Genomic DNA, 17576 nt, shown 5'->3' on the forward strand with positions numbered 1-17576 from the left:
CTTCAATCGCTTCTTTGTCGCTTCGCTCAACCGCTTTTGTGCCATGACAACATTCTCCAATATCACTCTTGGAGACACAACGTTTCAGATGCTCAAGAGTTGTCATGCTTTACGGAAATATCAATAGACATAGCGGTGAGCTCCTTGACAGCGGTCGATAATTTCCGCAGCCCCGATGCCAATCGAGGGTGGGCGGAACCGTGCAGGTTGGCATACCGGGTCAAGGATCCGGCGCAGCTTGCGCTGCCCCACACGGCCCGCCCATAGGAGGGAGTGCCATGACGACGGACGAAAAAATAGCCGCAATGCTGGCGGCCTATCCGCCTTGACTTCGGGATGCCAATCCCGGTTGCGTTTATCTGCGCAACGGCGCCATTCTTGTTCAATCGCGCGGCGGCGTCAAGTTGTAAGAACGATGAATAGAAGGCGAACGCGGCCCATGCTCCTTGTCGACAGCCGTGACCTTCGATAACGTTGGCATTCTTCATGTATGGCCTTTCGGCTCCTCTGGGAGCCATTTTTTTGTCTAAGGATCCTGCGAACTGCTGTACAAACGATCAGGTGCGCGGCTTTCTGTATTCCCCCGCTAGGTTCTCGGTCGACTGCTATTCTGGATAGAGACATCAGGATCCGGGACCGCACTGGGGGCGATCGTCGCAACCACCTCTGTAACTATGCGGAAGGTGTGCCCACACACAATATTCGTGCACTGGCAATACCCTTCCTGAATCAGAGATGAAACCTGTGTGCTGCTGCGAACTTTCACTGTCGCATTGCAGTGCGGGCATGTAATCCTCATGCGCCATTCCTATGCAGTACCGCCTTGCCGATGCGCACGAAGATCGATGGAATGAATACCGATGGGTCGGGCGTGCCGCTGGGAACGATCGTTTCGACGACTTCGGTAACAGCCCTGAAGACGTGCCCGCAGTCCGGATTCCGGCAATCGCATTGGCTCTCCCGCGTCAGCCTTGACGCGGCCCTTGAGGTGCGAATCACCGTCGCGTGTCTGCAGTGGGGGCAAGTGATTCGAATACCTCGCGTACCCGACTCGATCCTGTCAAGCAGATCCTGGTATGCCGGATTGCCGATCGAGGGGGCCGCGACCTGGTCTATGCCACGCCAGCGCCCGTCTGTCTGGATAGTCTTCATTGTGGTCCCGTTCCGTGGTCGGCGCAGCCCGCTATTCCAAATCAGTCAATCGGCCCCGGCGCTGCGCGCTTCGCTCGTATTCGAGACTGAGGAACTCCCTGCGCACCGCCTGTGCGAGCGCTCGCTCATCCATGCCTGGCGCGGCGTAGATGTTGAAATTGAAGTAAGGGCTTGAGCCGCTTCCGCTTCCCATCTGGCCAGCTACCGCAAGGGGCGGCCTGGTGTCGATAACCGGTAAGGCACCGGCAGCGGATCCGCTGATGACAATCCCGGCGCCGGCGGCGGCGAGCAAACGTGCGGCATCGGCAATGGCCCCGAGCGGTCCCTTGCGCGCGGCTTCGATGCCCTCTTGAAGGCCAGCCATGGTGTATCCGCCGATACGTTCAAAAACGCGAGACGGCGACCGAACATCGAGGGGCTTTTCGACATAGCCGGGCATCAACTTCGCCAGCCCTCCCAGTGATTCCTTTACCCACTTCCAGCCGCTCTTGATGCCGTTTGCCAAGCCCTCCATCATGAAGGCCCCGATCTCCATCAGCTTGGCCGGAAGGCTGGCAAACCAGGTACTTGTCTCTGCCCACCACGTCTTGAATTCGGCGCTCGCAAGATTGAACGCTGCGGCCACCCCGCTCCACAGGCTGTCAAAGAACTTGCGGATCGGCTCCCAATACGTGTAAATCAGCAGCGCGCCGGTAATGAGCAGCCCCAGCGGATTGGCGAGCATGGCGCGGCCAATGATCAGCAGCCCCTTCACCACCAGCGGGAACAGCGAACCGATCTTGCCGAGCATGGCAGCGAGGCCGAAGCCTTGAATGTTGAGGTAGGCCATCGCCAATTTCAGGCTCGCCATCGGAATGATGATGGCCGAAAACGCCACCAGCGCGCCGCCAAGGACGAGGGCCGCCAGACCGGTCCATTTCACCACCTGCATCATGCCGCCCGCGAGCCCGGGGTTTTCCTTGACCCAGGATTGCGTCTTCTCTGCCAGCTCACCGAGCCATTCGGCCGCAGCATGCAACTCTGGCGAGATCGATTCGCCAAACGCAACCAGGGCGTTGGTGAAGGTTCCCGAGGCGGCGTCCCACAGGTTGTTTAATGTCTTGAGCTGCAGGTTGACGCGCTCCTGGATCTCGGCTTGCGCGGCCATCCTGGCCTGCACGTCGCGATAGCCGTCCATTCCCTTTTCGATGATCTTGGATAGAACCTCGTTGGTCTCCTTGTCGTCGCCATAGAGATCCTTCAGGATCGCGATGCGCTGAACCGTGTTGAAATTCTTGAGCTTGGCCAGCTCGCCCATCATCCTTTCAATGCCACCAAACTCCCCCTTGCCATTCGTGAAATCAAGCTTGAGGCGGATCCCTTTTTCCTTCATGAGATCGTCGGTTACCTTCTTGATTTTGTCCACGTCGAGAGACTTGCTGACCACCTTGCGAATGGCGTTTCCAGCCGATTCGCCACGCATGCCTGCCTGATCCATCATGACGACGAAGGGCGCCAGTGCGTTGGTGCCCTCCAGTCCTCTTTGCTTGATCATGTCCATCACCGGCCCCAGCCCCTTGAAGGCCTCCAGCATGTTGTTGCTGTCGACTCCGAGGTAGAAGGTGCGCTGAATGGTATCCATCAGGCCCATCATGTCCTTGTCGGCCGTTCGCGTCGCATCCTGCAGCTTGCTGGCGAACTCGGCTGCCGCCGTTGGCGCCATCTTGAGCTGTACCGCGAGATACGCCGTGGCTTCGCCAAGGCCACCAAGCAATGCCCTCGCCGGCATGCCCTGGCGGATCAGCATGGTCATCATGTCCTGGAAATCGGATGTAGTGCCGGGCAGGCGGTTGCCGAGCTTTCCGGCCAGGGCGTTGATCTTCTCGAAATCGTCGGAAATCTTCCCGCCCTTCAGCAGCATCGCAACCTTGAGCTGGGTGGCAGCATCCTCCGCCTTGGCGTAGGCAATGACCGGAACAGCCGCCGCAGCGTTGAAGGCCGCGCCGACACCCATGGCCTTGGTGCCGGCGCCGGCGAGCTTGTCGCGCATGGCCATCTGTTTGTCGTAGGTCGCCTTCGCCGCGTGCATGGCCTGCTGGCGCTTGCCGAGGGCGTCCATCGCCTTGGACTGATGGTCGACGGCGCCGGTCGCCGCATCGATCCTGGCTTTCAGATCGCGCTGATAGTCAGCTACTTTCTTGGTGTCGATACCCAGCGCCGACATTTCGTGCCGAAGCCCCTGTTTCTTTTCCTGCAGGCGGCTTGCCGTGGCGGCCAGATTCCTCGCGTCCTTGGTGGCTTCATTGAAGGCGCGCTGCATCTTGGCAGTCGGTGCAGCCGTGGCGTCCATTTCCTGTCCGAGCTTCTTTACCAAGGCACGGGCTTTCTCCAGATCCTGTGCGTTGATGCTGATCGATTTGCCGGTACTGCGCCAGGAATCGATCAGCTTCTGCTGATCGTTGAGACCCTTCATTGCGTCCTTCGCCCCCTTCAGCGCCTTTGCCGTGGCGCTGCTTTCCTTCTGCATGGCCTTGAGAGGGGCTGTCACCTTTTCGACTGCCGAGAACAGCACCTTCAGACTGAGTGTTGAGTTCATTCCTCACCTCCTAAACGTACCCGTGCGCGTTCGCGCCAGGCAGACAGTTCCTCGATGCTCATATCATTCATGGCTGACGGCGGCCAATGGAAGGCGATTGCAATATCGGCCATGGCGTCGTCAATCAGGTTGGGAAGGTTCCAGGGTTCTGCACGTCGTCCAGGAGCCGCTGCGGGAGAAAAAAACTTGCGACCACCATCCCCGCCTGCAGCAGGTCGGCCGGATCCATGGCGTCGACGTCGGTCTCGATCAGGGTGGGCTCGGAGATGCGCGGCAGCAGCATGGCGATGGCGCTCACGTCCATATCCATGATCGATCGCAAACTGATTCCGCGAAGCGCCCCGGCATTCGGGCGGCGCAGCGTAAGCGTGCCGATCTTGGTTTCGCCACGGGACAGCGGGTGTTCAAGGGTGATGGCTTGGGTTTTCACGGTGTGCCTTTCGTTGTTTATGCATTGAAGAAAGCGAAGACTGGTCAGCAGTCGGTGTGCGAATTCGAAGAGTGGTTGCCGTTCCGCTTATTGGCGGCAAGGCATTTGCTGCACGGCTCTCCGGTATCGGGCTCGACACGGATTGCCTTGTCGTCCCAGAACTCCATCATCTCGTTGTCCTTGATGTTGGTGACATTCAGCATCGGCATGTCGTTCGATTGGAGCCAGGCTTGTATCTGCCGATGCTGTGTCGATGCGCGCGCCGTGAAGATCACCACTTCGCGCCCTGCATCGGTCCATTGCTTGACACGATTCACCATGGCTTGTATCGGCGCACCGATGTCGCTACCAGTCGTTCGCTTCGCCAACGTTCCATCCAGATCTACTGCAATGACTTTGGGCATGACATTTCCTTCAGAGAAAGTATTGAGGTTGAGTTTCGCCGGGGCGCCATGCTGTACATTTCCGCAGCTACCAAGACGCCCTGGTGGGGTTGCTACTGGGTGGCGCTGGTCTCGGGGTTTGCCGCAGCAATTACGCGAGACTTATGCCAGGAGGCCGGAGTCCCATTACCGAGAGCGCCAACATCGAAGGACTCACTTATCGGGGCGGGGAGCATCTGCACCAGGTAGCCTTCGTCCAAGGACCGGAAGCACCTGGCAATCCGCGTATTGATATCCGAGAGGACCGCGCTCTCTGGGGAATCAAAGCCGCGTTTTTCCCAGGTTCTTTCCATCTGTGGCATTTCCTGGAATGCCTTAATCCTTGCGTACATCGCGATGAAGAGATTCAGGCTGCTGGAGTTGTCGATGGCAGCGTTCAGCATGTTGTCGGTAATGATCTCGATCGCCGCAGTGCGCGCCGCCCGATATTTATTGGCGGCCTTCTCTGCCATCGTCTTGACCTCAGCAGTGGGGGCGCTGATTTCTTCGGCGAGGAAAATGTGGTTCTCCATCATTTCGATGCTCTCGCGCATTTCCGCGCGAAGAGTAATCAGTTCCTTATGGCTTCCCTCGAATGGCTCGCGGAGAAAGTCCCGGATCTTCAGGTTCGCATTCCTTGACTCGGTGGCGTCATTTGCGGCTTCGTCGACAAAATACTGGTGCCTGCGTGCCAGCTCGTCGTATTTGTCCCTGAGCCGCTCGAACTCAGCCTTGGCTGTCGCCATGGCTTCGAGCGCAGCTTTCTCATCGTCCAGAATTCCGGGAACGTAGTCGCCCATCGGTTGAGCGGGTTTGGTGTTGGCTTCTTTCATTTCGTATGGATCTCCAAGGTTAGAAAGGGCGGCCGGTGGTGGCTGCCCCGATTGCGGTTGCTCGATATGCGCGGCCAGTCAGAATCGCCGCTGTTGCCCTCAGGCCGGCGCCCATGTCGGCGCCCGAGCCGTCAAGTGATCGCCCCACAGCAGCCCGCCCTGGGGCTGCAACGCGCATTCCGCCGCCCCTGACGCCGTCGCCGGGCCTCCACCCCAACCCCCGGCGCGCGGTGTGTCCCCCGCCACGCCTGCCGGCTTTACGGCCCGGGACGCGTGCAGGCGCACGAGGGCGGGGAAAGGCCGACAGGCGCGGCAAACCGGGGCATGGGATGACGTCGGAAATGATTGCGATTTGGTGCGCCATGGGAATGCGGATCGGCGCAGCGGCGTTGTTAGGCGCCAACGAGACAGGAGGGGGCAAGGTCCGCATAGCTCAGGAAGCGGCCAGCGGCTGGTGCGACTTACCCGATGCCGTCGCTTGCTCAATCAAGGCACGGATGCTTTCAACCGGCCATGCCGTCGTTCTGGGGGAGAGTTTGACCGGAAGCGGGTAGCGGCCAGATTTGACACCGGCCCACCAAGTCGACTTTGAGACTGGGACGATCGGAGGGATACCGCGTTTGGTATCGCCGATGATCTGCGGTAGGCGAAGAAAGCCTACCTCGGGAAGTTGGTTCATTGCGGATCGCCTCCGTACAAGTGAGTACGGGGCGATCCTAGTTTTTCAGCCTATTGGTGAATAGCCCTAGTGCACTTTGGTAAGTGGTGTACAGCACTGCGCGGCACCGGCAAAAGCTGCGCCACTACAGGCCAACAATGGTGCGCACAACTATTTTTCTTGACGGCGTCCTCGCGGGCCTGGCTTTATTCCCTGAGGACGTAGAAGTTTGTCTACGGACTGAGCTTTACTGAGGGTCGCGCCTAAATCTCTCAATGTTTTGACCACATAGCTACTCTTCGGAGCGGTAGAGGGATCGGCAGGATCGTAAGCCTTCCAGAGGGCCTTCCCTGCCTCAAGAAATTTCATTGTTCTGGGGTCGTGGCCGTCCGACTGTTTGTCGTCTGCGACATCACCACCGTCGTCAACCGCTACGCTGAAAATATCGCGCAGCGACTCGGACACAGTAAGACATCTTTCATTTATCCACTGATGGGCGTCCTCGATCTTGACGACAACGCCACCAAGGCGACCAATTCGATCCATCATCTTGGGAAGGTCAACCTCTAGCGCGTGGGGCTCATCAAGCCAAACAACGATCTCCGGCACGTCGTTTATCTGGATCAACGATGGGAGGTGAAAGATCTTGAGTTTTCCGTCACGGATATCGCGCTTAGCTACCCACAAGAGGTGCCCGATTCCATTTACCCAGTCGTCAAGGATTAGATTTCTTCGCTCTATGTATTTATCATCCACCGGATCCAAGACTGGGCCACCACCTGCTGACACCAATTGGAGTAGGTGAAACAGAGGAATCGTGCCACGTCTCGCCGCCCGTTCGCTTAGATCGACAAGCGCAATAATTCCCTCAGGGAACGCTCGCGGCTTCAGGCCATTGTCGCGAGTCCGTTCCTCAATCAGGCGCTTGCCGCGGAGATCGTTACTATTTTTCATTCGCGCCCCCTATCTGCGCCCCTGATCCAGGAGCCACGCCAGCCACGGCAGGGAAACCATGGTTTTCGCCCCGTCGGGCTAGGCGTGGCGAAAACTCAATGCCGCTCGACTATGCATCGATACCACTTCCGCTCCAGCCTTGAGCTTGTCGAGATAATCCGCCCACTCCTGCATCATCTTCCGTCGCTCTGGCAGATATTCCGCGAAGTTGTATGACGCGGAAACACGATTCCGCTCGCCGTGAGCCAACTGACGCTCTATCGCTGCATGCGGATACCCAAGCTCATGAAGCATCGTCGATGCCATCGACCTGAACCCGTGCCCTGTCATTTCATCCTTGGTGTAGCCAAGACGCCGCAGCGCTCCAGTGATCGTGTTTTCACTCATGGATCGCCCAAGCCCACGCTCGCTTGGAAACACGTACTGGCCGTGCCCCGTCAATTGCTGAATTTCATTCAGTATCGCCATTGATTGCTTTGAGAGAGGGACGATATGCTGTTCTCGCATTTTCATCCTCCCGGCCGGAATGCGCCATTCCGCCTTGTCGAAATCGAACTCGGACCACACGGCGTTGCGAAGCTCGCCAGGACGCACAAACACCAAGGCAGCGAACTTGAGCGCGCAACGGGTAACAAATGCGCCGGTGAAGTCATCGATGGCACGCATGAGGGCGCCGACTTCTTTTGGCGAAGTGACGGATGCATGATGCCGGACATTCCGTTTGGGCAAGATTCGACTGATCTCGATATCGCGCGAAGGATCTCGGTTCGCCTGACCAATGCCGACAGCGTGGCGGAAGATCCGGCCACAAAGATTATGAACCCGCTTGGCAACGTCCAATGCTCCCCTACTCTGTATCCGTCGAATGATATCGAGCAAGTCCGGGGCGGTGATATCTGCAATTGGCCGCGATCCTATCCAAGGGTACACGTCGACTTCGAGCCAGCGTTTCAGTTTGGATTTCGTATTGGCAGCCATGGTTGGCGAGTCATTCTCGTACCAGAGAATGGCAAATGCCTTAAAGCTATTGTCAGCCGCCAATCTCTCCCGCCGCTTGCGTTCCTTTTTTTCAGCGCTCGGGTCCGTCCCCGCATCCAACAACTTCCGAGCCTCAACAACCTTGGTCCGTGCGCCAGCTCCGCGCACATCTGGATAAACCCCTAAAGCAAGGCGCTTTTCCTTACCCTGGAAGCGATATTTCCACCGCCAAAGCTTTCCACCAGACGGGGATATCTCCAAGTAAAGGCCACTCCCATCGGTAAGCCTGTAGGCCTTGTCTTTTGGCTTGGCATTCTTGATTTTCATGTCAGTCAGCATATCGACCTCCACCCGGGGGCATTTCATTCATTGGCATCTGGCCGCCAGCCTGAATGCCCCCGATTATGCCCCACAATTTCCCGGATTTCAGCGGATCAAGATGGATGTAGCTAAACAACATGGCAACGAAAAACCCTTGCCATACCTCTCGATCTGGACGTTACTGGCTCTACCTAAACAATTTCTTGGTGCCCGGAACCGGAATCGAACCGGTATGGCTTGCGCCGAGGGATTTTAAGTCCCTTGTGTCTACCAATTTCACCATCCGGGCAGTGGGTTTCATGGAGTGGTCCGGGTCGGGATTCGAGGCGATTCTACCGTGCCGCCGGCGCCGACTTTTCGCGAACCCGGAAGGAATGATCGCTATTCGCTGCGCCCGGTGAACGCAAGCAGGTCGCTCAACTGGTCGTCGACGCGCAACAGTTCGCGCCGCACGCGGCCGTGGTGGCGCTCGGCAATGCCTTGCGCGAGATCCACCAGCAGCTTGCCGAGCCAACCCGGCAGTGGCTCGCCGACGCGCGGAAACAGCTGGCGCAGCCTTTCGGCATGCGGTTTGAACACGTCGTGGAAGATTTCGTCGTCGAGCGACATGACAACCTGGAAACTTCCGGGATCACCTTGCCGTCCGCAGCGCCCGAACAACTGCCGGTCGATACGCCGCGAGTCGTGGCGTTCCGTCGCCAGCACATGGAGGCCGCCGAGCTCGGCGACGCCCGGCGCCAGCCGGATGTCGGTGCCGCGACCCGCCATGTTGGTGGCGACCGTGATGCGCCCGCGCTCGCCGGCGCGGGCGATCACCTCGGCCTCCTCCTGGTCCTGCCGGGCGTTGAGCACCTGGTGGGCGAGTCCGGCGAGCGACAGCAGCGCGCTCAGATGCTCGGACGCGGCGACCGATCGCGTGCCGACCAGCACGGCGCGACCCTCGTTCTGCAGCCGGCGCAATCGATCGACCACGGTCGCCCACTTTTCCTCGGCGGTGAGGTAGACCTCGTCGGGCATGCCCCGACGCCGTACCGGACGATTGGTCGGTATCGTTACCACCGGCAGTCGGTAGACCGACCAGAGTTCGCCGGCAACCTCCCTGACGGTACCGGTCATCCCGGCCACACGCAGGTAGCGGCGGAAGAACCGCTGGTAACTGATGCGCGCGAGCGTCTCCTGCTGACCGGTAATCGCGCAGCCCTCCTTCGCCTCGATCATCTGGTGCAATCCGCGCTCCCACGAGCGATCGGCCATCACCCGGCCGGTGTATTCGTCCACGATCTGGACCTTGCCGTTGCGCACCAGGTACTGCTTGTCGCGCTGATAAAGGTACAGGGCGGCCAGCGCGCGGCGGATCAGTTCCTCGCGCCTTCGCGGGCCCATCCAGAGCCCCCCGTAAGGCTCCGCCAGTTCGGTGGCGCGACGCCGCCCGCGCTCGGTGAGTTCGACGTCATGCTCGCGCGGCCGGATCGAGAAATCGGAACCGGTGTCCATCTGCCGCGCCATGGTCACCGCTTCGGCGTAAACCTGTTCTTCCTGGCTCGTATCGCCGACGTTGGAAATGATAAGTGGCGTGCGCGCCTCGTCGATCAGCACGCTGTCCGCCTCGTCGACGATGACGAAGCACAGGCCGCGCAGCAGCAGACGGCTGGCGTGCGAGTGTTCGGCGTGCAGGGCTTCGAGCTGGAGCCGCATGTGCCCGGTGTCGCGCCCGAGCATCAGGCGGTCCTTCAGGTAATCGAACACCATCTGCTTGTTGGTGCCATAGGTAATGTCGCAGGCATAGGCGGCGCGGCGGGCCTCGGGCGCCATGCCCTCGGTGATGGTGCCGACGCTGAGGCCGAAGAACTTGTAGATCGGCGCCATCCACGCCGCGTCGCGCATCACCAGGAAATCATTGACCGTAACGATATGCACCGGGATCCCGGCGAGCGCCGCGGTGCAGGCCGGCAGGGTCGCCGTCAGGGTTTTGCCCTCCCCCGTTTCCATTTCGGCGATCTTGCCTTCCAGCATGACGCGGCCACCAAGAAGCTGTACGTCGAAGGGCCGCATGCCGAGACGGCGCCCGGATATCTCGCGGATGATGGCAAAACTGCGCGCCACCAGTGCTTCGTCCAGACCCTCGCTGTATAGGCGCCGCCGCAGGTCGGGAACGCACTCACGGATTTCCTTGTCCGTCAGGGCGACGAGGTGCTGTCCCTCCCCATCGACAAGGGAAATGAATTCGCCGCGCCCCGGACTGCGCCCATACACGCGCTGCCGGATGAATCCCCCCAGGCCGGCGGCGGCGCGATCCAGCCAGCCGTCGCGCAGATCCTCCCGCTGCGGATACGGCCCGAGCGCGATCCCGGGCCGCAACAGCGTGGTACTAGACATTGAACTGCCTCAACAGCAACCGTCGGAAGGCACGATAGAGCTGGAATCCGACGGGCTCAAAGCCATGGTCGAAGCGGACGAAGACCCTGGCGCCGAGATATTCGGTGCGCACTTCACCCGGCAGTGTCAGTTCAAGCTGGAAAATCTGGTTGAGCGCCGTCACGCCCTTGCCGTCGCGCGGGTCGACCGTGATCGGCCCCCCGCCCGCGCTGCCCAGCGCCGCGGTCGGCAACTGTTGCGAGGCGCCCGGAACCTGGCGGCGAATTCGCGCCGGCATCGGGCTGGCTCCCCAGCCTGCAAGCATCACCTCGACGCCCCGGGTCTCCTGCAGCACCACGGCAATGTCATCCTGCAACAACGCCACGCGCGCGGTCTGTTCCCGGGGCTCCACGACGTAACCGATCAACTGCCCCTTGCTGACGAAGCGCCCGGCGAGATCCGCGGCATTCGGCACGATGAAGCGGCCATTGGCCGGGCTGCGGAACACCAGGTCGGCCGCGCGTTCGCGGCTGCGCCGCAGGTTTGCCTCGGCGGCGATGATCTGCTCGCGGAGCATGGCGGCCTGCACCCGGTCCATTGTCAATGAAGCGTCGTACTTGGCGATCAGCTCCTGCATCTGCGCCTCGAGCATCGCGACGCGAGCCGCGAGAAAGGGCTCCTCGGCGCGAACCAGCGGCTGGTCGCGGCTGACTTCGCCGTCGGCCGGCGCCAGCAGGTCGACGATGAAGCCTTCCGTCCCGGCCCGCACCTGTGCCTCCTCGGGCACCCAGAGCACCCCTTCGGTGCGGGTCCAGTGCGGGAACGGCGCGACGAACAGCAGGACCGCCACCAACGCGGCAAGCGCGATGCTGGTCGATACCGCACGCCCGCGCTGGCGCCGCAGGCCGGGATTGGAAACGAGAAACGAGAGGGACTTGCCGATGGGCATCATCACCTGCGTCGCGATGGCCCAGATCGCCAGCAGTACCCCGATGAAAAAAAACTTTCCGGCGATGAAGGTGATGATGATGAAGGAGATGAATATCCGGTACACGAAAGACGCGATGCCATAGACGACCATCCAGAATCGTTCCCCGGTCGAATGCGCCGGCGATTCGGCATCGGCGACGCCGAAAACGTATCGCTGGAACAGGTAGCCGAGATACTGGTTGGAGCGCGATCCCAGGTTGGGCATTTCGATCGCATCGGTGAGCACGTAGTAACCGTCGAAACGAAGCAGCGGATTGCCGTTGAACAGCAAGGTGGACACGCCGCTGATCAGCATCACGTTGTAGGCGATGGCCCGCACCGCGCCCGGCTCCACCACGAGCCAGGTGAACAAGGCGAGGGAACCGAGAAACAGCTCCACGGCGATGCCCGCGGCGCCGACCACCATGCGCTTGCGCTTGTCGTTGAAGCCCCAGGAAGCCGAGGCATCGACGTAGGGCACCGGCGACAACACCAGCAGCATGATGCCGATCTCGTGTACCTCGCCACCCCATTTCCTGATCGCGTAGGCGTGCCCGAGTTCATGCAGTGCCTTGACCACCGGATACACGAACCAGAGCAGCACGAGATTCCCCGGATCGAGCACGCGATCGGCGATATTCTCCGTCAGATCGGTCCAGTGGGAAGCCGCCAGCATGGCTCCGGTGCCAACCACCGCAAGCCAGAGGAGTATCCCGAACCAGCCGAACAGCGGTTGCACCCACGGCAGCGTCCGCTGCAGGAAGCGGTCCGGGTCGAGCAGCGGAAAGCGCAGCGCCAGAGGGGTCCACAGCCGGCGCCGCCACAGCATGCGCTCATGCTTCTGGTGTCGCCGGAATACTTCCATGCTGTCGGGTGGCACGTCGCACAGCAAAACGTCGGTGGCATGCAACTGTCCGAGCAGGCGTATCACCTCTTCCTGTGTCGGCGCGCCGTCGCCCAGATGCGCGCTGGTCGCCTCCCAGATTTCCTGCACCGTCTTCTCGCCGTCCATCAGGCCGATGAAGTGGTGCGCCGCCGGCGAAAAGCGGTGCGAACGCTCGGCGGCAAAGTCCTGGAGGACGAACCAGACCTTGTCGCGAAACGACTGGCGCAGGATTCTGGCGTGTGAGCGCAGCCTCGGCTTGAGCGATGCAACCCGGTACCAGGAGGGACTGAAAAGGGTGTCGCTCACGACCTGCCAGATCGACGTGAAATAACAGAATGGGTCGCTGGTGACATCGAGCGCAGCGAGCCGATCAGTAACCCCCCGCGAGGGGGGCGAAGGGGGGCGGGGCGAAGTTGCGAGCCCATGGTCTGGCAAGGGGGAGAGCGGTTCATGATCTGCGAGTGGCTGTCGAAGCCATCGGCGATAGCTCTACGGCCACCAGGACCAGACCCACATGCGCATCCAGTGCACCAGCTTGTGGGTCCATATCCAGACCAGGCGGCGCCGTTCGACATGGATCTTGCCGACGCCCTCCATGCCCGGACGCAGCTTGTCGATCGCGCCCTTCGCCCTGGCCTCAACGCGGAAGAAGTTGCGGCCCTGATCGACCACAGATACCGGCGTGATCTTCTCGACTGTCAGCTCGAATTCATCGTTGGGCATGCTGGCCAGCGCGAGGCGGCCTGGCTTGCCGACCGCGACCTCGGTGATGTCGCGCTCATCCACTTTCATGATGACGCGGTACGTATCCAGCGGTGCGAGTTCGAACAGCACGTTGCCGCGCTCGACCGCGGCGCCGAGCGATTGGCTGAGGTCGCCCTTGACGACGACGGCATCGAAGGGAGCCACCAGCTGGGCGCGGGAAATCTGCTCGTCGATCAGGGTAAGCTGCGCCCGTACCTGCCCACCCTGCGCCTCGAGGATCGCGGCGCGCGCGCGATTCCCCTCGGCGATGGCCTGGCGGCGCTCGCTTTCCTGCTGGGCGCCCTGGCTCAGCACCTTCTGCCGTTCGAGCCGCAGGTCGCGGGTATCCATGGCGGCCAGCACGTCGCCCTCGCGCACGATGTCGCCGGCGCGGGCCCGCGCTTCGACGATGTAGCCCTGCATGGCCGCAGTGACCGCGCGCTGCACCTTGCCTTCGAGGCTGGCATCGGCCGTAATCATGTAGTCGCCATCGACGATGGAGAAAAAGGCCAGCGCCAGCGCACCGAACAGCGCCCACAGCTTGAGCGCGGCATGGCGCGGCCCCACCAGTTGGCGCCAGTGGGTGCGCATGCTGTCGAGGGCCTTCTCGGCCAGCCAGCGGTCTTCCCTGCGCTTGACATCGAGCACCGGCCCAACGAGCAAGGCGGCATGCTCGCAGAGTTCCACCGTGCGCGCATCGAACTCGGCGCCGGCCGGAAGTTCCAGGACCAGGGCGCCAAGCACGCGCTCGCCGGCGGTCAGGGGGATGGTGCATACCGCGCCGATGGCGTGTTGCTGGAGGAGCTCGGCATGGGCGCGGGTAACCTGGAACGGACCATCCTTGCGCGATGGGAAAACGACGGTCGCCAGCTGGTCCGCCGCCTCGTCCATTGCGCCCTCGATGGCGCGCACCAGGTTGGTTTTCTTGCCGAAGGCCGAACTGTGGGACAACGCCCGCACCTGGATGTGGCGCCCCTTCATGAAGCCCAGGCTGACGCGCTCGCAACCGAAGGTGGTCGCAAGCTCGGTCGCCACCGCCGTCGCAGCCGCCTGAAAGCGTTCGTGCTGCAACGAGGTCGCGATGATTTCGAGCACCGTGACCAGCCGCGCCTTGCTGGTGAAGGTCTTGCGCCGCGCCAGGGCCTCCAGCCAGCCGATGCCCCAGCCGAGGCGCTGCACCAGGTCGCGCACCGCGCCCTCGGAGCGGCCTTCGATCTCCAGCGCGGCGGCACCATAGAGTTCGTCGTCGACCAGGATGGGATGCGCGATGAATATCGGATCCTGGCGGCGCGGGACGCGCTTGGTGCCGTCAACCACTACCCGGCGACCTTGCAGGGCCCGCTCGACCACCGCGGCGAGCTTGGGGCTGCCTTCGATTCCCTCGGGCCAGACCGCAACCGGCGCGAAAGCCGCCGCCTCGGACGCACGCAGGATGACGGCGCCACGAATGACGCCCTCGAAAGCTCGACACTGGATATCGAGCCAACCCGCGGCAAAGCTGTGCGCATCGCCGGCATGGGCAAGCCGCGCCCACGCCGTCGATTCGAATGATTCCTCGTTTCCGTCGCCCGCTGTCCGTCGGGCATCGGTTATCAGGGCAATGCCGTCATCGGTCGTCACTCGAAAATCCTATTTCCCGGATCGATTCAGGCCATTCCCGACAAAGGGAAACAACAAGTATCGATGCATTGCAACACGCAGGCCTTGGTGGCGCATCGACCCGATGGAACCGCGACCCTGCAGGGTGATTCAATGAAGTGCCGCACTGATTTGCACCAGGTCGGATTCCGCAAGTGTGCCGGTAGCCTGCTTGAGGCGCAGGCGGTTGAACAGGTAGTCGTAACGCGACTGCGCGTAATCGCGCTTGGCAAGGTACAGGTCGCGCGCGGCATCGAGAACCGGCAACAGCGCATACAGGCCGGTCTTGTGGCCCTCGGTTTTCGCTTCGAGCGCGCTCTGCTGGGCAACGACGCCCTGCTTGAGCGCCTGGACCAGCGTCACTCCGCTCAGCGTGGCGTCATAGGACGCACGCGTCACGCGTTCAATGGCGCGGCGTTCCTGCTCCAGTTCTTCCTGGGACTTCTGGTAGCGGTGCACCGCTTCCTGGGTAACCGCGCTGGTGAGCCCGCCTTCGTAGATCGGTACGGTCAGGCGCACCGTCAGGTCGGTCGTCTCGGTATCGCTGCCGCCGCCGAACAGCGTACTGCCGGCATCGCGCTGGTTGTGCGTAGCCAGCAGGTTGACGCTCGGAAAGTGCCCGGCACGCTGGCGCTGGACCTCCTGATGCGCAACCTGGACCGCTTCGCGCCTGGCCCGCAATAGCAGGTTCTGCTCCAGAGCCGCCTCGACCCAAGGCTCGACCGCCGCCGGTTCTGGCGTCTCGAGCGGAAAATCTTCGCGCAATACCTGAGCACTCTCGATCAGTCGGCCGGTTATCTCGCGCAATCCCTGGCGCGCATCGCGCAGTTTGTGCCGCGCCTCGATCTCGCGCGCCTGCGCCGCCGAATATCGTGCCAGCGCGTCATGCTGGTTGGTGATGGTGCCCAGGCCCGACTTGAGCTTGGCCCGCGCCAATTCCAGCACCTTGCCCACCGCTTCGCGCTCCGCACTGGCCAATGTCAGGTTGTCGGTCGCGGCAAGCACCACCAGATAGGCTGCGGTGGTGCGCAACAACATGTCCTGCTCGGCCGCAAGCAGCGTGTACTCGGCCTGTTTGACCACCGCCTTGGCCTGCTCGAAGCGCTCGATCGCATCCAGCCTAAAGATCGGCTGATTCACCGACAGCGTGTAGTTCTTGGTCGGAAAGGTAGCAACCCCGGCATTGAAGGTGATGTTCTGGCTGCTGAGCACGCGCTGGCGCGTTTCGGTCGCCTCCATGTCGAGTTTGATCGTCGGCAGGAATCCCGCGCGTGCCTGGTCGATGGCCATGCTGCTCGCCCGGCTTTCGGCCTGAGCGACCCGAAACTTCGGATCGTTCTGGCGGGCCAGTGAATAGGCTTCCAGCAAGGTTTCGCCCCGCGCGGGCATGGGCAACAGGAGCGCGGTACATGCCCACGCCACGATATGCATCCAGTGCCCGACAGGAGCGGCGATATAACGATCTGTAGTCACGGTTCCATCCAAAGTCAATCCGGAATTGCGCCTTGGCGGCGAACATCCGCGCATCAGGGCACGTAAGAATGCGTACGGGAAGTGCCGATTGAGCCGTCACAGCGGCGAAAGCCGGTGTCCAGGGCCTTGATTTCTCTGGATTCCGGCTTTCGCCGGAATGACGATCTGTCGCTTGATCATTGTTTCCTTAGATGTAAATTATACAAGCCGCGCAGTCTCACCTATCTTCCGAGAACGACGCTGCATTTGATGCCGGCCGGAATCTTGTAGTCCGGATTCGGCAGTTGCAGGCGCACCCCCATGGTGCCGCTGGCCGCGTCGATCACCTTGTCTACCACGACGACTTTCGCTTGGTGGGTGCCGGGGAAAAACGGTGCAAGGCTCACCTGGCCGGACATGCCGACCCGCACCGAACCGAACAGTCGGGCTGGCGCGATGACTTCCACGTTAAGCGGATTGATCTGTGCCAGCCTCAAAACGACGGATTTATCCGAACGGACCAGTTCCCCCGGTGCCAGGCGCCGCTCGACCACGACACCATCGATCGGACTGAAGATGGTGCGCAACTTGAGCGCTTCCTGGTCCTTCTTGAGCTCTTCTTCGCGCAGTTTGACTTCCGTTGCCAGTTCGTCGCTTTCCTGGGCGGAGATCAACTGCTTTTCGAGGAGGCTGTCGATGCGTGCCACACGGCGGCGCCCGAACTCGACACGCGCTTCGGTCAGATTGACCGCCGCCGCCTCGACACCGGCTTGCAACTTGGCGACCACCTGCCCCTTGCGTACGCGGTCGCCCCGATTGACGGCCACCAGTTCCAGGACTCCATCGACCGGACTGCCGACATTGACCGTCATGAAGGGCTCGACGAGGCACTCCAACTCGCCGCTCGGCCGGATCATCTCGAAGCTGCGTGCTTCCGTCACCGACGCAGCACCAGGCACCGACTGGGCCTGCGCCATCGTAGCCTGCGCGACCATCGCCACGCCGCCAGCGATGATGCCCTTGAGGCATTCGCCGAAAATGTTTTTCATTGGGTTTTCTGCCGAAAGAGGAGTGCGAATATTCCTTGAACCACCTGCCCGACCATCAGGCGGGGGGGATGCTACCACTCTATTCATAGCCCGCCAACGACCAGCTGTCCACCCGTTTTCGTGCAGCGTGAATCCGCGCCGCCATCCAATCCCGGACAGG

General features: G+C 61.5%; 16 protein-coding genes and 1 tRNA gene. All 17 read right to left on the minus strand.

All coding sequences use genetic code 11. The features are described from left to right. Window positions 1-92: 92 nt before the first annotated feature. The 17 genes from J0M27_RS00005 to J0M27_RS00075 all read right to left on the minus strand — a co-directional run bounded on the left by J0M27_RS00005 (window position 93) and on the right by J0M27_RS00075 (window position 17416). Window positions 93-488 carry a hypothetical protein gene (locus tag J0M27_RS00005; RefSeq protein WP_287653866.1) on the minus strand — a complete coding sequence of 132 codons (396 nt, stop codon included), beginning with the start codon at window positions 486-488 and terminating at the stop codon, window positions 93-95. Between the two features lie 98 nt (window positions 489-586). Next, window positions 587-799 carry an ogr/Delta-like zinc finger family protein gene (locus J0M27_RS21300; RefSeq protein WP_287653867.1) on the minus strand — a complete coding sequence of 71 codons (213 nt, stop codon included), beginning with the start codon at window positions 797-799 and terminating at the stop codon, window positions 587-589. Continuing rightward, window positions 796-1152 (minus strand): ogr/Delta-like zinc finger family protein, encoded by a 357-nt coding sequence (locus J0M27_RS21305; RefSeq protein ID WP_287653868.1) that lies wholly within the window; start codon window positions 1150-1152, stop codon window positions 796-798. The genes J0M27_RS21300 and J0M27_RS21305 overlap by 4 nt, the downstream gene beginning before the upstream one ends. A 31-nt stretch (window positions 1153-1183) precedes the next feature. Beyond that, complete coding sequence (locus J0M27_RS00010; RefSeq protein WP_294986249.1) at window positions 1184-3451, minus strand: phage tail tape measure protein; 2268 nt, start codon at window positions 3449-3451, stop codon at window positions 1184-1186. 272 nt (window positions 3452-3723) lie between these two features. Then, entirely contained in the window at window positions 3724-3840 is a 117-nt protein-coding gene (locus tag J0M27_RS00015; RefSeq protein ID WP_287653872.1) for a GpE family phage tail protein, read from the minus strand. Window positions 3841-3851: 11 nt separating this feature from the next. After that, window positions 3852-4157, minus strand: a complete 306-nt coding sequence (locus J0M27_RS00020; RefSeq protein ID WP_287653874.1) for a phage tail assembly protein — start codon at window positions 4155-4157, stop codon at window positions 3852-3854. A 44-nt stretch (window positions 4158-4201) separates the two neighbouring features. Continuing rightward, on the minus strand, window positions 4202-4561 hold the full coding sequence (locus tag J0M27_RS00025) for a hypothetical protein (protein ID WP_287653875.1): 360 nt from the start codon (window positions 4559-4561) through the stop codon (window positions 4202-4204). 92 nt (window positions 4562-4653) lie between these two features. Next, complete coding sequence (locus tag J0M27_RS00030; RefSeq protein ID WP_287653876.1) at window positions 4654-5412, minus strand: hypothetical protein; 759 nt, start codon at window positions 5410-5412, stop codon at window positions 4654-4656. Between the two features lie 433 nt (window positions 5413-5845). Beyond that, window positions 5846-6091 carry an AlpA family transcriptional regulator gene (locus J0M27_RS00035; protein ID WP_287653877.1) on the minus strand — a complete coding sequence of 82 codons (246 nt, stop codon included), beginning with the start codon at window positions 6089-6091 and terminating at the stop codon, window positions 5846-5848. A 150-nt stretch (window positions 6092-6241) separates the two neighbouring features. Further along, the gene (locus tag J0M27_RS00040; RefSeq protein WP_287653879.1) at window positions 6242-7024 is read right to left on the minus strand and encodes a hypothetical protein; all 783 of its coding nucleotides are present in this window, start codon (window positions 7022-7024) and stop codon (window positions 6242-6244) included. A gap of 78 nt (window positions 7025-7102) precedes the next feature. Beyond that, window positions 7103-8341, minus strand: coding sequence for an integrase arm-type DNA-binding domain-containing protein (locus J0M27_RS00045; RefSeq protein ID WP_287653880.1), 1239 nt, complete (start codon window positions 8339-8341; stop codon window positions 7103-7105). A 186-nt stretch (window positions 8342-8527) separates the two neighbouring features. Continuing rightward, window positions 8528-8612 (minus strand) — tRNA-Leu (locus J0M27_RS00050). A gap of 92 nt (window positions 8613-8704) precedes the next feature. After that, entirely contained in the window at window positions 8705-10699 is a 1995-nt protein-coding gene (locus J0M27_RS00055) for a preprotein translocase subunit SecA (protein WP_294986253.1), read from the minus strand. Then, a complete protein-coding gene (locus J0M27_RS00060; RefSeq protein ID WP_287653883.1) occupies window positions 10692-12839 on the minus strand; it encodes a hypothetical protein in 2148 nt (715 codons plus the stop codon). Before J0M27_RS00060 ends, J0M27_RS00055 begins: the two co-directional genes overlap by 8 nt. 183 nt (window positions 12840-13022) lie before the next feature. Next, a complete protein-coding gene (locus tag J0M27_RS00065; RefSeq protein WP_287653885.1) occupies window positions 13023-14897 on the minus strand; it encodes an efflux RND transporter periplasmic adaptor subunit in 1875 nt (624 codons plus the stop codon). A 129-nt stretch (window positions 14898-15026) separates the two neighbouring features. Further along, window positions 15027-16388: a TolC family outer membrane protein gene (locus J0M27_RS00070; protein WP_287653886.1), complete on the minus strand. Its 1362-nt coding sequence runs from the start codon at window positions 16386-16388 to the stop codon at window positions 15027-15029. Window positions 16389-16609: 221 nt separating this feature from the next. After that, the gene (locus J0M27_RS00075; RefSeq protein ID WP_287653887.1) at window positions 16610-17416 is read right to left on the minus strand and encodes an efflux RND transporter periplasmic adaptor subunit; all 807 of its coding nucleotides are present in this window, start codon (window positions 17414-17416) and stop codon (window positions 16610-16612) included. Window positions 17417-17576 lie beyond the last annotated feature (160 nt).

The sequence above is a fragment of the Sulfuritalea sp. genome, from assembly GCF_017302275.1.
Taxonomy (GTDB): domain Bacteria; phylum Pseudomonadota; class Gammaproteobacteria; order Burkholderiales; family Rhodocyclaceae; genus Sulfuritalea.

What these genes read in the sequence shown, in the direction of transcription:
- J0M27_RS00005 (WP_287653866.1), bottom strand. Translation starts at nt 488, where the DNA reads ATGAAGAATGCCAACGTTATCGAAGGTCACGGCTGTCGACAAGGAGCA.
- J0M27_RS21300 (WP_287653867.1), bottom strand. Translation starts at nt 799, where the DNA reads ATGAGGATTACATGCCCGCACTGCAATGCGACAGTGAAAGTTCGCAGC.
- J0M27_RS21305 (WP_287653868.1), bottom strand. Translation starts at nt 1,152, where the DNA reads ATGAAGACTATCCAGACAGACGGGCGCTGGCGTGGCATAGACCAGGTC.
- J0M27_RS00010 (WP_294986249.1), bottom strand. Translation starts at nt 3,451, where the DNA reads ATGCAGCGCGCCTTCAATGAAGCCACCAAGGACGCGAGGAATCTGGCC.
- J0M27_RS00015 (WP_287653872.1), bottom strand. Translation starts at nt 3,840, where the DNA reads ATGGCCGATATTGCAATCGCCTTCCATTGGCCGCCGTCAGCCATGAAT.
- J0M27_RS00025 (WP_287653875.1), bottom strand. Translation starts at nt 4,561, where the DNA reads ATGCCCAAAGTCATTGCAGTAGATCTGGATGGAACGTTGGCGAAGCGA.
- J0M27_RS00030 (WP_287653876.1), bottom strand. Translation starts at nt 5,412, where the DNA reads ATGAAAGAAGCCAACACCAAACCCGCTCAACCGATGGGCGACTACGTT.
- J0M27_RS00035 (WP_287653877.1), bottom strand. Translation starts at nt 6,091, where the DNA reads ATGAACCAACTTCCCGAGGTAGGCTTTCTTCGCCTACCGCAGATCATC.
- J0M27_RS00040 (WP_287653879.1), bottom strand. Translation starts at nt 7,024, where the DNA reads ATGAAAAATAGTAACGATCTCCGCGGCAAGCGCCTGATTGAGGAACGG.
- J0M27_RS00045 (WP_287653880.1), bottom strand. Translation starts at nt 8,341, where the DNA reads ATGCTGACTGACATGAAAATCAAGAATGCCAAGCCAAAAGACAAGGCC.
- J0M27_RS00055 (WP_294986253.1), bottom strand. Translation starts at nt 10,699, where the DNA reads ATGTCTAGTACCACGCTGTTGCGGCCCGGGATCGCGCTCGGGCCGTAT.
- J0M27_RS00075 (WP_287653887.1), bottom strand. Translation starts at nt 17,416, where the DNA reads ATGAAAAACATTTTCGGCGAATGCCTCAAGGGCATCATCGCTGGCGGC.